General features: G+C 70.9%; 14 protein-coding genes and 1 tRNA gene. 10 read left to right on the forward strand and 5 right to left on the reverse strand.

Annotated elements, in window-relative coordinates:
• Nucleotides 1-93: 93 nt before the first annotated feature.
• From grxC to MKK69_RS01975, 3 genes are read left to right on the forward strand one after another with little or no spacing between them, the layout of a single operon-like run.
• Complete coding sequence (gene grxC, locus MKK69_RS01965) at nucleotides 94-363, forward strand: glutaredoxin 3 (RefSeq protein ID WP_243965026.1); 270 nt, start codon at nucleotides 94-96, stop codon at nucleotides 361-363.
• Nucleotides 356-1,213: a carbon-nitrogen hydrolase family protein gene (locus MKK69_RS01970; protein ID WP_243965028.1), complete on the forward strand. Its 858-nt coding sequence runs from the start codon at nucleotides 356-358 to the stop codon at nucleotides 1,211-1,213. The genes grxC and MKK69_RS01970 overlap by 8 nt, the downstream gene beginning before the upstream one ends.
• 20 nt (nucleotides 1,214-1,233) lie before the next feature.
• On the forward strand, nucleotides 1,234-1,686 hold the full coding sequence (locus MKK69_RS01975) for a DUF1178 family protein (protein ID WP_243965029.1): 453 nt from the start codon (nucleotides 1,234-1,236) through the stop codon (nucleotides 1,684-1,686).
• Nucleotides 1,687-1,752: 66 nt separating this feature from the next.
• Here the strand turns inward: MKK69_RS01975 and MKK69_RS01980 are convergent, their stop codons facing one another.
• Nucleotides 1,753-2,241: a disulfide bond formation protein B gene (locus MKK69_RS01980; RefSeq protein ID WP_243965031.1), complete on the reverse strand. Its 489-nt coding sequence runs from the start codon at nucleotides 2,239-2,241 to the stop codon at nucleotides 1,753-1,755.
• A gap of 2 nt (nucleotides 2,242-2,243) precedes the next feature.
• The gene (locus MKK69_RS01985; protein ID WP_243965033.1) at nucleotides 2,244-2,825 is read right to left on the reverse strand and encodes a YqaA family protein; all 582 of its coding nucleotides are present in this window, start codon (nucleotides 2,823-2,825) and stop codon (nucleotides 2,244-2,246) included.
• A gap of 126 nt (nucleotides 2,826-2,951) precedes the next feature.
• Here MKK69_RS01985 and MKK69_RS01990 point away from each other — a divergent pair.
• The 4 genes from MKK69_RS01990 to MKK69_RS02005 all read left to right on the forward strand — a co-directional run bounded on the left by MKK69_RS01990 (nucleotide 2,952) and on the right by MKK69_RS02005 (nucleotide 5,380).
• Nucleotides 2,952-3,036: transfer RNA gene (locus MKK69_RS01990), tRNA-Leu, on the forward strand.
• 140 nt (nucleotides 3,037-3,176) lie between these two features.
• On the forward strand, nucleotides 3,177-4,118 hold the full coding sequence (locus tag MKK69_RS01995) for an NAD(P)/FAD-dependent oxidoreductase (RefSeq protein ID WP_243965034.1): 942 nt from the start codon (nucleotides 3,177-3,179) through the stop codon (nucleotides 4,116-4,118).
• A complete protein-coding gene (locus tag MKK69_RS02000; protein ID WP_243965037.1) occupies nucleotides 4,115-5,059 on the forward strand; it encodes a histone deacetylase in 945 nt (314 codons plus the stop codon). Before MKK69_RS01995 ends, MKK69_RS02000 begins: the two co-directional genes overlap by 4 nt.
• 147 nt (nucleotides 5,060-5,206) lie before the next feature.
• On the forward strand, nucleotides 5,207-5,380 hold the full coding sequence (locus MKK69_RS02005; protein ID WP_243965039.1) for a hypothetical protein: 174 nt from the start codon (nucleotides 5,207-5,209) through the stop codon (nucleotides 5,378-5,380).
• 27 nt (nucleotides 5,381-5,407) lie between these two features.
• Here the strand turns inward: MKK69_RS02005 and MKK69_RS02010 are convergent, their stop codons facing one another.
• From MKK69_RS02010 to MKK69_RS02020, 3 genes are all read right to left on the reverse strand, one after another.
• Complete coding sequence (locus tag MKK69_RS02010) at nucleotides 5,408-6,556, reverse strand: alanine racemase (protein WP_243965043.1); 1,149 nt, start codon at nucleotides 6,554-6,556, stop codon at nucleotides 5,408-5,410.
• 296 nt (nucleotides 6,557-6,852) lie between these two features.
• Nucleotides 6,853-7,488 carry a 2-dehydro-3-deoxy-6-phosphogalactonate aldolase gene (locus MKK69_RS02015; protein ID WP_243965045.1) on the reverse strand — a complete coding sequence of 212 codons (636 nt, stop codon included), beginning with the start codon at nucleotides 7,486-7,488 and terminating at the stop codon, nucleotides 6,853-6,855.
• Nucleotides 7,485-8,363, reverse strand: a complete 879-nt coding sequence (locus MKK69_RS02020; RefSeq protein WP_243965046.1) for a 2-dehydro-3-deoxygalactonokinase — start codon at nucleotides 8,361-8,363, stop codon at nucleotides 7,485-7,487. The genes MKK69_RS02015 and MKK69_RS02020 overlap by 4 nt, the downstream gene beginning before the upstream one ends.
• 197 nt (nucleotides 8,364-8,560) lie before the next feature.
• On the opposite strand from MKK69_RS02020, the gene MKK69_RS02025 reads away from it, so the two are divergent.
• The 3 genes from MKK69_RS02025 to MKK69_RS02035 form a co-directional block, all read left to right on the forward strand.
• Nucleotides 8,561-9,319 carry an ABC transporter ATP-binding protein gene (locus MKK69_RS02025; RefSeq protein ID WP_243965048.1) on the forward strand — a complete coding sequence of 253 codons (759 nt, stop codon included), beginning with the start codon at nucleotides 8,561-8,563 and terminating at the stop codon, nucleotides 9,317-9,319.
• Entirely contained in the window at nucleotides 9,312-10,055 is a 744-nt protein-coding gene (locus MKK69_RS02030; protein WP_243965050.1) for an ABC transporter ATP-binding protein, read from the forward strand. The genes MKK69_RS02025 and MKK69_RS02030 overlap by 8 nt, the downstream gene beginning before the upstream one ends.
• Before the next feature lie 95 nt (nucleotides 10,056-10,150).
• Nucleotides 10,151-10,984, forward strand: an 834-nt coding sequence (locus MKK69_RS02035; protein WP_243965051.1) for an ABC transporter substrate-binding protein, incomplete at its 3' end; no start/stop codon positions are given.

Raw genomic sequence — 10,984 nt, forward strand, 5'->3', positions numbered from 1 at the left:
TGGTTACAGGTAAGCCTGTGACCCCGCGGGCATAGGCAATTCGCTCTTCGCGCCCCAATATGGTGGGGGATCACGCGCGGAACGTCGAAGGCCATGCAGCCGGTCACCATCTACACCACGGCGTGGTGCCCCTATTGTTCGGCGGCCAAGAGCCTGCTGAAGGAGAAGGGTGCCGCCTTCCAGGAGATCGACGTCGAGCGGGTGCAGGGCTCCCGCGCCGCCATGGTCGAGAAGGCGGGCGGCCGCACCAGCGTCCCGCAGATCTTCGTGGGTGCCACGCATGTCGGCGGCTGCGACGACCTCTACGCGCTGGAACGGGCCGGCACGCTCGACCGCCTCCTGAAAGACACCGCCGATGCCTGAGGCCCGCTTCACGGCCGCCTGCGTGCAGATGCGTTCGGGTCGGGACCCGGCCGCGAACCGCGATGCGGCCGTGGCGGGCGTGCGCGCGGCGGCGGCCCGGGGGGCCGCCTACGTGCAGACCCCGGAAATGACCTCGCTGGTGGAGCGCAACCGGGAGCGGCTGTTCGCGCATGTCACCACGGAGGACCGCGATCCGACGCTCGCGGCCCTGCGCGAGGCCGCCCGGGAGACCGGCACGGTGGTGCAGGTCGGGTCCATCGCGGTGCGGGCGGGCGACCGGATCGCCAATCGGGCGTACCTGATCGACGCCGATGGCGGGATCCTGGCTGCCTACGACAAGCTCCACTTGTTCGATGTCGATTTGCCGAGCGGCGAACGCTGGCGGGAATCGGCGACCTATACCGGCGGTACCTGTGCTGTGGTCGCCGCCACGCCCCTGGCCGCGATCGGCCTGACGATCTGCTACGATATCCGCTTCCCCGGCCTGTACCGGGCGCTCGCCGAGGCCGGCGCCGAGGTGCTGACCGCACCGGCCTGCTTCACCCGTCAAACCGGTGCGGCTCATTGGCACATCCTGCAAAGGGCGCGGGCGATCGAGACCGGGGCCTTCGTGATCTCGGCGGCACAGGGCGGCATCCACGAGGACGGACGCGAGACCTTCGGCCATTCGCTGATCGTCGATCCCTGGGGCCGGGTCTTGGCCGATGCCGGCGGCGACGAACCCGGGATCATTCTGGCCGAGATCGACCTGGCCCAGGTGGCGGACGCCCGGGCCCGGATCCCGTCCCTGCAGCACGGACGCGCCTTCACCGTCGAACGGATCGGCCGTCCGGTCGTGCCGGCACAATAGGCACCGCGAAAAGCGACAGTATGATCCGGTACAGTCTCGTCTGCGAGGCGGGGCACGGCTTTGAGAGCTGGTTCCCGTCCTCCGATTCCTACGACACGCAGGTTGCCCGCAGGCTCGTGTCCTGCCCGGTCTGCGACAGCGCCTCGGTCAGCAAGGCCTTGATGGTGCCGAGCATCGCGCGCAGCGACCGCGGCGCCTCCGTGCCCCCGGCGCCGGTCGTCGAGGCGCCGACGACCCTGATCGCCGAACCCGAACGGCAGGTGCGGGCGATGTTGCGGGCCCTGCGGGAGCAGGTCGTGGCGAGTTCCGAGCATGTCGGATCACGCTTCCCCGAGGAGGCGCGCCGGATCCATTACGGTGAGGCGGAGGGCCGCTCGATCTACGGAGAGGCGAGCCCCGCCGAGGCGCGCGCCCTCATCGACGAGGGGATCGAGGTGGCCGCACTCCCGATCCTGCCGGACGACCGCAACTAGGCGATCATCCCGACCAGGGGCCTTCAGCGGGAGGCGCGGCGCCGGGGCCGGCCGCCCCGCAGCGGGTCAGGGTCGCGCCGCGGCCGTTCCGGCCAGCGAGGCCAGCGCGAAGGCCACGAGGGCGTTCCAGCCGGCCAATGAGAGCCCGAACACGCGCAGGGCGGCCACCGAGCAATCCACCACCTTGGTCGATTGCAGGGCATTGAGAAAATCCCCGACCTGTCCGGGGTTGGCCCCCGTGCCGCCCCCGCAATCGGCCGGTCCGGGCCAGAAGCCCCATTCCGCGCCCGCGTGATAGACGCCGATCCCGGCCCCGTAGAGCAGGCCGAGGGCCGCGAGCCCGAGGGCGATCCGGGCAAGCCGCTCCGGCACGAACAGGGCGATCACGCCCAGCGGCAGGGCCGCGTAGTAGGGCAGGCGCTCCGTGAGGCAGAGCTTGCACGGGGCGTAGCCGTATCCGTACTGCATCACCAGCACGGCACAGAGCGTCAGGGCGGAGAGGATCGCCAGCCACAGGCCGGCGGTCTTGAGACGAAGCGCAGCGGCCGTGTTCATCGCTACAGAATCACCTTGAACAGCAGGAAACCGAGGACGACCAGCGCCACGGAGATCGCCACCACGACGTTGAGGTGCCGGTCGAGGACGCCGCGGATCTGGACCCCGTAACGCCCGAGCAGACCGGCCAGGATGAAGAACCGGGCGCCCCGGGTGATGATCGACAGCACTGTGAACCAGAACAGGCTGTAATGGGCGAAGCCCGACGTGATCGTGACGAGCTTGTAGGGGATCGGCGTCAGTCCCTTCAGCAGGATCACCCAGTGGCCGTACCGGGCATAGGATTCCTGGAAGGTCGCCGCCGAGTTCTGCAATCCGTAGAGCCGGATCAGCCATTCCCCGACCGAGTCGAACAGAAGTGCCCCAATCGCGTAGCCGACGAGGCCGCCGAGGACCGAGGCGACGGTCGCGATGGTGGCGTAGAGCCAGACCCGGTCCGGGCGGCTCACCGCCATCGGCACCAGCATCGCGTCCGGCGGCACGGGGAAGAACGAACTTTCCGCGAAGGCCACGGCGCCGAGCGCGTAGGGCGCGGAGGGCCTGACACTGAGGGCCAGGATCCACGCGTAGAGCCGGCGGAGCATTCGGTGTCCCGGATCGAGGTATCGGCCGCCCTTTGAGCATAGGCGCTGCGCCTTGGCCAGATCGCGGCGACGCGCGAAAAATACGCTTGGCCGCCGCCGCCGACCTGTGCGAAGAGCGCCGGGCAGGCGGGTATGGCGGAACTGGTAGACGCGGGCGACTCAAAATCGCCAGCCGCAAGGCGTGGGGGTTCGATTCCCTCTACCCGCACCAAAGCCGCGGCCCGCGCCGGCATCGATCACCGCGCCCGTGACAGCCGTTAAGGGCAGACGGTCGCGCTGACGCCGGCCTGGGCGTTCCCTATCTTGGTCGAGATGCGGCTCTGCGGGCCGCTCCTCAAACAGGGCGATGCCGTGAGCGAGCCTCGGAGCGTGGCGATCCTGGGCGCCGGCATGGCGGGGGCGGCGGCGGCACGCGGCCTCGCGGAGGCCGGGCTGAGCGTCGCAGTGTTCGACAAGGGGCGCGCGGTCGGAGGCCGGATGGCGACCCGGCGATGCGGATCGCTACAGTTCGACCACGGGGCCCAGTTCATGCGGGCCCACGGGCCCGCCTTCGCGGCGCGGCTGGCGGAGTGGGGGCAACGGGGAATCGTCGCGCCCTGGGCGGGTGCCGCGCGCTGGGTCGGGATCCCCGATATGACCGCTCCGGTCCGCGCGCTCCTGGCGGGGCTTCCCGCGGCGAGCGGCGTCACCATCACGCGGGTCCGCCGGACCGGAGCCGGCTGGCACCTCGACACCGCCACGGGGACGACCCACGGCCCGTTCGACGCCGTCGCGCTCACCTGTCCCGCGCCGCAGGTGAAGGCCCTGCTCGACGCGTCCGGCTTCGCGCTTCCGACCGTCGAGGCTGCAACCTACGCACCGTGCTGGTCGCTGATGGTCGCCGCCCCGGGCGCGGCATCCGAGGCGCTGATCGAACCACGGGAAGATCCGGTCGGTCTCATTGCCCTCGACGCGTCGAAGCCGGGCCGGCCCGGGGGGCTGCGCCTCACGATCCACGCGACGGCGGCCTGGTCGCGGGTCCACCTCGAGGAGCCGCACGAGACGATCGTCGCGGCGCTGCTCGCCGGCGCGGAGCGCGACCTCGGCATCGTCCTGCATCCGACCCATGCGGAGGCCCATCGCTGGCGCTACGCGCAGGTGGACCATCCCCTGGGGGTGCCGAGCCTGTACGATCCGGCCCTGCGGCTCGGAGCGGCCGGCGACTGGTGCCTCGGGGGGCGGATCGAAGCCGCCTACGACAGCGGCGCGGCGCTCGCCGGTTCCATCCTGGCCGATCTCGGCACGGCCGCATGATCCCGCCGACCGCGTTCCATCCCGCCTACGAGGCGAGCCTGCCCGCCGGCCATCGCTTTCCGATGCGAAAATACGGTCTGCTCGCCGAAACGCTGATCGCCCGGGGACTCGCGCCGCTCGGCTTCGTCACGCCGGAGCCGGCCTCCGCCGATATCCTCGTCCGTGCCCACGACCCCGCCTATGTGGAGGCAGTCCTGACCTGCACCGTGAGCCGTGAGGTCGAGCGGGCGATCGGCCTGCCCATCAACGCCGCGGTGGTCCGGCGCTCGCGCAGCTCCGTGGGCGGGACCCTGCTGGCGGCGCGCCTCGCCCTCGCCGAGGGTCTCGCCGGGAGTGCCGCCGGCGGCAGCCACCATGCCCGCCGCGAGCAGGGGGCGGGCTTCTGCGTGCTGAATGACGTCGCGGTGGCGGCGCGCACGCTCCAGGCCGAGGGGCTGGTGCGGCGCGCTCTGGTCGTCGACCTCGACGTCCATCAGGGCGACGGCACCGCGGATTGCCTCGCCCTGTGTCCGGACCTGTTCACGCTCTCGATCCACTGCGAGAACAATTACCCGTCCCGGAAGATCGCCGGCGATCTCGATATCGGCCTCCCGGACCGGCTGGGGGATGAGGGCTACCTCGACGTGCTGCGCGCGCGCCTGCCGCACCTGCTCGACGCGCTCGCGCCGGACCTCGTGTTCTACAACGCCGGCGTCGATCCGCACCGCGACGACCGGCTGGGCCGGCTCTGCCTCACGGATGCGGGCCTGTTCGCGCGGGACCGCTTCGTCGTGGCGCAGGCCCGTGCCCGCGGGATCCCGCTCGTGGCGGTGATCGGCGGCGGATACGCCACCGACGTGGACGCCCTGGCGCATCGGCACAGCCTGGTCTTCGAGGCGCTGGCCGCGGAGGCCGCGACGGAGCCGGCACCCGCCCCGGCCCGGGGCCGTACCGGCGGATGATGCACCGCCGCATCAGGGTCCGTCGAATGGAGCTGAAGCTTCGCCCTGGTAAGGTTTGCGCAAGCCCCACGTCCCAGGTTTCGAGGGGCGCGGATGTCTCCTGCGAGGCGTCCGCGACTCGTATCCTGTCGCCGTTGAGGTTGAGCCATGCTGGCGCGGGTCTGGGATATCGTGAAGGCGACGCTGGCGGTGGCGGCCCTGATCGCCGCGGCACTCGTCTCGGCCGACAAGCTCGACCGGCAGCGGGCGCAACCGATCGTCGGCGTGGCGGCGGGCGATCCCGTGGCCACGGGCGCGATCACGCCGGTCCTGCGCCCCTGAGCGGCAGGTCCTGATCCCGACCGCGGCTCACCAGCCGTTGATGCGCGGCCAGACCGCGCCCGTCAGATGGCCGCCCGCGATCTCGTGGTAACGATCATGCTGGGCGCCGGTGGCGCAGGCGTGGTTCGGCAGGATGCGCAGGCGCGCGCCGACCGGCAGGTCGGGCAGGGCGGCCGCAGAGCCCGTCCGGACGGCCAGGATGCCGTGCTCCTGGTTGGCATCCCGGACGATCAGGTCCGGATAGGGGCGGCCGGCGCGGTCGCAGGCGACGCCGTAGCCCTGGTCGACCGCCTGCCGGGCCGTGCCCCGGTCCCGCGACAGCGCCATCCAGCCGGCATCGGTGATGATCCAGCCCTTCTCCCGCTGGTGGCCGATCACCGTCGCCAGGACGGTGAGGGCGATGTCGTCCACCGCGCAGGAGCCGACGCCGGCCTGGAACAGGTCGCCGATCATGAAGACGCCGGCGCGGACCTCCGTGATGCCGTCCAGTCGATCCGCGTAGCGTGCGGTCGGCGTTGAGCCGACGCTGACCACCGGGCAGGGCAGGCCGGCGTCCCGCAGCGTCGCGGCCGCCGTCACCGCGGCCGTGCGCTCGGCCTCCGCGGCCGCCCGCAGCGCACCCGGGTCGCTCAGCCCGTAGCTGTCGCCCGCGTGCAGCAGCACCCCGCGCAGGCTGGCGCCCTCGGCGAGGACGCGTCCGATCGCGACGAGCCGCGCGGAATCCTGCGGCGTCACCCCGGAGCGATGTCCGTCCGCGTCGACTTCGATCAGCACCGGCAGCCGGTCCCCATTGCGGCGGCTCCAGTCCGCCACGGCCTGCGCCTGCTCCACCGAATCGAGGATGATCGCCAGATCGGTCCGCCACGCCCGGCGGATCCGCCCGACGCGCTCCAGCTTCTGCGGAGCGATCCCCACCGCGTAGATCAGATCCCGGACGCCACCCTCGGCGAAGTATTCCGCCTCGCGCAGGGTCGAGACCGTCGCGGGACCGGCCTCGGACGCCATGGCGATCCGGGCCACGTCGCGGGATTTCGCGGTCTTGAGATGCGGCCGCAGGACCACGCCGAGCCCGTCGAGCCGCGCGCGCATGGCGGCCACGTTGGCCTTCAGCCGGTCGCTATCCAGCAGAAGGCAGGGGGTCTCCAGGGCGTCGAGCCCACCGCTCTCCTCTACCATCGGCCCGCTCCTGCCTGTCCGCGATGCTTCACGCTACGCAAGGAAATTATCGTTCGGTCCACGGAAGGGACAGCCAAGCGCGCCGCCTCGCCCGCAGAGGCTTGCGGATTCACGCATCGCTGCCGGATGCGGGCCACGGTCAGGCACACACGCGTCTCCCTCCCCCGCACAGGGGGAAGGGAGTGCACGCGGCAGTTCTGGACAGCCATACCCGTCGGCTGAGCGATGAATCAAACGGTCACGGTGCGCGCCCAGCGTCCTGAGGGCTTATAGCTGCTCCTCGGATGGAAACGCCGCTAACCGGCCCTCCGCAGGGCATCCACGAAGGCCGCCGCGTCGCGCGCGATATCGGCCGCATCCTTGCCGGGGCGATAGAGATTCGAGCCGAGACCGAAGCCGTCGGCGCTGGCCGCACGCCAGCCGGCGATCCCGTCCGGCGTGACGCCGCCGACGGCGAGCACCCGCGTCCCGGAGGGAAGCACGGCCCGGTGCGCCCTCAGCGCCGCCGGTGAGGCGACGTCCGCCGGGAACAGCTTGAGCGCGGTCGCGCCGGCGGCAAGCGCCGCGAAGGCCTCGGTGGGCGTCTGGTAGCCGGGCAGGGAGACGAGCCCGAGGGCGCGGGTCGCGCCGATCACGGTTGCATCCGTGTTGGGCGAGACCACGAGGCTCCCGCCCGCGGCGCCGATTGCCGCGACCTGCGCCGGGTCCAGCACGGTGCCGGCCCCCACGAGGGCGCGCCCGGAGAGGCGCTCGGCGAGGATCGCGATGCTGCGCAGGGGATCCGGGGAGTTGAGCGGCACCTCGATCAGGGTGAACCCGGCCCCCACGAGGGCCTCGCCCACCGCCGGCGCCTCCCCGGGCGTCAGCCCGCGCAGGATCGCCACTAGCGGGCAGGCCGCGAAGGCCGCCTCGAATCGGTCGAGGATGGTCATGCGCTCAGGCTCCAGATGGCGTGGATGCCGGCCGTGATCGAACCCTCCGGCACGATGACGGGGGTCCCGCCCATCTCGGTCACCGCGACCGCGTAGAGGGCGCTCAAGCGACCGCCGCCCAGCAGATGGACGGGACGGCGCCCCAGATCGTCCCGGGTCGCCACATCCGCCCCGATCAGCACGCCGCTGGCGTAGGCGGCGGCCTCGGACCGGGGAAGCCGGTCGAGGAGCAGCCCGGCCCGGACCTCGAACAGGGTTGCGGCGAGGTTGGAGGACGCGATCCCGCGGCGCAGCCCGCGCCGGAACGGGGCGCCGTCCGAGACCACCCCGTCGAGAAGGCCCGCCATGATGCCGTGGGACCGAAGCAGCGCGAAGAACTCGCCGGTCATCACCGTGGTGAAGGTCGTGATCGCGCCGTCGACAGTTTCGACCCATTTGTTGTGCGTGCCGGGCTGGCAGAACAGCGCCGTCGGCGGCGCCCCACCCGCTCGGATCGCCCCGAGAACCTGGATCTCCTCGCCGCGCATCACGTCGGGCCTCCGGCCGTCCCGCAGGGCAACGCCGGGCACGATGCGCACGCCCGGCGCGACGTCCCGGCAGGCGTCGGCGAGGCGCTCCAGGGTGGCGGGGGCATCGACATAGGGGGCCTCGCACCAGCCCCGGCTGGACCCCACCATCCCGGCCGCGATGACCGGCCCGGCGCCGAAGCGCGCGCGCAAGGCGGCGATCTCGGCCGGATAATCCTCCGGGCCGAGGGCGAGGACACCGCGGTCATCCTGCGCCGACGCGATCACCGCGCCGTCGGACGCCATCGCGTAGGCGCGCCGATTGGTCGTGCCCCAATCAACGGCGATATAGGCCGCGCGATCGACCATGCTTCCCCCCGGCGGCGAATTTGTCTGAGTTAAGTCGAAGCCTATGGGCGGTCAAGCACGGGCGGATCCGGAGGCCGGCGGTGAATAACGGATATCACCGGCCGGGGATTGTCCCGTCGCGCCGAGCGTTTGCGATGGACGGAAGCCGGGCGGTTCGGCGATATGGCGGCAAGAATCGAAAATCGGGAGGGAAGCGCTTGGCACGGGACGTGATCCTGGCGACCGATGGCCTGACGATGGAATTCCGCGGGTTCCGGGCCGTCAACGGCGTGGCGCTGCAGGTCGAGCGCGGGACGATACACGCGCTCATCGGGCCGAATGGGGCCGGCAAGACCACGTGCTTCAATCTGCTGACCAAGTTCCTCATCCCGACCGCCGGCACGATCCGCTACAAGGACCGCGACATCACCGGCATGAAGGCCGCCGATGTCGCCCGGCTCGGCCTCGTCCGCTCGTTCCAGATCTCGGCGGTCTTTCCCCACCTGACCGTGACGGAGAATGTCCGCATCGCCCTGCAGCGCCGCCGGCGCGGCGATTCCTTCGACTTCTGGCGGCCGGAGAAGGTGCTGCGGGCGCTCGACGGCGAGGCGCTGGCCCTGGTCGAGGCCGTGGGCCTCTCGGACTTCGCCGACGTGCTGGCGGTGGAACTCTCCTACGGCCGCAAGCGGGCCCTGGAGATCGCCACCACGCTCGCCCTCGATCCGGAGATGCTGCTCCTCGACGAGCCCATGGCCGGCATGGGCCACGAGGACGTGGACCGGACGGCCCAGCTGATCCGCCGGGTCTCCAAGGACCGGACCATCCTGATGGTGGAACACAACCTGTCGGTGGTGGCGTCCCTGTCGGACCGGATCACCGTCCTGGCCCGCGGCCAGGTTCTGGCCGAGGGCGATTACGCCACCGTGTCGAAGGATCCGCGCGTGATCGAAGCTTATATCGGGGCCGGACATGCCTGAGACGGCGCTGAAGACACCCGCTCCGGCCGCGGCGACCGACACCCTTCTCACCGTCCGCGGGCTGGAGGGCTGGTACGGCGAGAGCCACGTGCTCCACGGCATCGATCTCGACGTCCGGGTGGGCGAGGTGATCACGCTGCTCGGCCGCAACGGCGCCGGCAAGACCACGACGCTCCGGGCGATCATCGGGATCCTCGGCAAGCGCGCGGGCTCGATCGTCTATGACGGCGTCGAGACCATCCGGATGGCATCCCGCAACATCGCCCGGCTCGGCCTCGGCTACGTCCCGGAGGAGCGCGGCATATTCGCGAGCCTCACGGTCCACGAGAACCTGATGCTGCCGCCCCGGGTCAAGCCGGGCGGCATGACGGTGGCCGAGATCCACACCCTGTTCCCGAACCTGAAGGAGCGCGCCGGCAGCCAGGGCACGAAGCTGTCCGGCGGCGAGCAGCAGATGCTGGCGATCGGGCGCATCCTGCGCACCGGCGCCAAGCTGATCCTGCTGGACGAGCCCACGGAGGGTCTCGCGCCGGTCATCATCCAGCAGATCGGCCGGACCATCCAGCATTTGAAAGCGCAGGGCTATACGATCGTGCTGGTGGAGCAGAACTTCCGGTTCGCCCAGACCCTGGCGGACCGTCATTTCGTCATCGAGCAGGGCCGGGTCATCGACATGATCCCCAATGCCGAACTTGACGCCAATATCGACAAGCTTCACGCCTATCTGGGCGTCTGAAGCCTGCAAGCAAAACCGTAGAGGCGCCGGCCTGCGGCGCTCCGAATACACGGCCGACACAGAAGCGTGCCGCGCCGCAGGAGGATAAGAACGCCATGTACGGACGCATCGCCCGGCCCGTGAGCCTCGCCGCCCTCGCCGGTGCCCTGACGCTGGGGAGCGCCGCCGCCCAGACGCCGGTGAAGATCGGCATCCTCGGCGACCGCTCGGGCGCCTATTCGGACATCAGCGGCGAGGGCTCGGTCGTGGCGGCCAAGCTCGCCGTCGAGGACTTCAAGCCGGAGCAGCACGGGCTCAAGGTCGAGATCGTCTCGGCCGACCACCAGAACAAGCCGGATGTCGGCGCGGGCATCGCCCGGCAATGGTACGACCGCGACGGCGTCGACATGATCACCGACGGGGTGACCTCCTCGGTGGCGCTGGCGATCAGCCAGGTCACCAAGGAGAAGAACAAGGTCTTCATCGACAGCGGCGCCGGCACCGCCGACCTCACCGGCCCGCAATGCACGCCGAACACGATCCACTGGGTCTACGACACGGTGGCGCTCGCCAACGGCACCGGCGGCGCCATGGTCAAGCGCGGCGGCAGCACGTGGTTCTTCCTCACCGCCGACTACGTCTTCGGCCAGACGCTCCAGCGCGACACCAGCGCGGTGGTCACGAAGAGTGGCGGCAAGGTCGTCGGCTCGGTGAAAACGCCGTTCCCGACCTCGGATTTCTCGTCGTTCCTGCTCCAGGCTCAAGGCTCTGGCGCCAAGGTGATCGGCCTGGCCAATGCGGGCACCGACACGATCAATTCGATCAAGCAGGCCGGCGAGTTCGGCATCACCGAGGGCGGGCAGGCTCTGGCCGGCCTCCTGGTGTTCTCCTCCGACGTGCACTCGCTCGGCACCAAGGTCGCGCAGGGGCTGGTGCTCACCGAGCCGTTC

It is taken from the genome of Methylobacterium sp. J-026, assembly GCF_022829585.1.
Lineage (GTDB): Bacteria > Pseudomonadota > Alphaproteobacteria > Rhizobiales > Beijerinckiaceae > Methylobacterium.

Coding starts and splice junctions, on each gene's coding strand:
- grxC (WP_243965026.1), top strand. CDS start 94: ATGCAGCCGGTCACCATCTACACCACGGCGTGGTGCCCCTATTGTTCG.
- MKK69_RS01970 (WP_243965028.1), top strand. CDS start 356: ATGCCTGAGGCCCGCTTCACGGCCGCCTGCGTGCAGATGCGTTCGGGT.
- MKK69_RS01975 (WP_243965029.1), top strand. CDS start 1,234: ATGATCCGGTACAGTCTCGTCTGCGAGGCGGGGCACGGCTTTGAGAGC.
- MKK69_RS01980 (WP_243965031.1), bottom strand. CDS start 2,241: ATGAACACGGCCGCTGCGCTTCGTCTCAAGACCGCCGGCCTGTGGCTG.
- MKK69_RS01985 (WP_243965033.1), bottom strand. CDS start 2,825: ATGCTCCGCCGGCTCTACGCGTGGATCCTGGCCCTCAGTGTCAGGCCC.
- MKK69_RS02000 (WP_243965037.1), top strand. CDS start 4,115: ATGATCCCGCCGACCGCGTTCCATCCCGCCTACGAGGCGAGCCTGCCC.
- MKK69_RS02005 (WP_243965039.1), top strand. CDS start 5,207: ATGCTGGCGCGGGTCTGGGATATCGTGAAGGCGACGCTGGCGGTGGCG.
- MKK69_RS02010 (WP_243965043.1), bottom strand. CDS start 6,556: ATGGTAGAGGAGAGCGGTGGGCTCGACGCCCTGGAGACCCCCTGCCTT.
- MKK69_RS02015 (WP_243965045.1), bottom strand. CDS start 7,488: ATGACCATCCTCGACCGATTCGAGGCGGCCTTCGCGGCCTGCCCGCTA.
- MKK69_RS02020 (WP_243965046.1), bottom strand. CDS start 8,363: ATGGTCGATCGCGCGGCCTATATCGCCGTTGATTGGGGCACGACCAAT.
- MKK69_RS02030 (WP_243965050.1), top strand. CDS start 9,312: ATGCCTGAGACGGCGCTGAAGACACCCGCTCCGGCCGCGGCGACCGAC.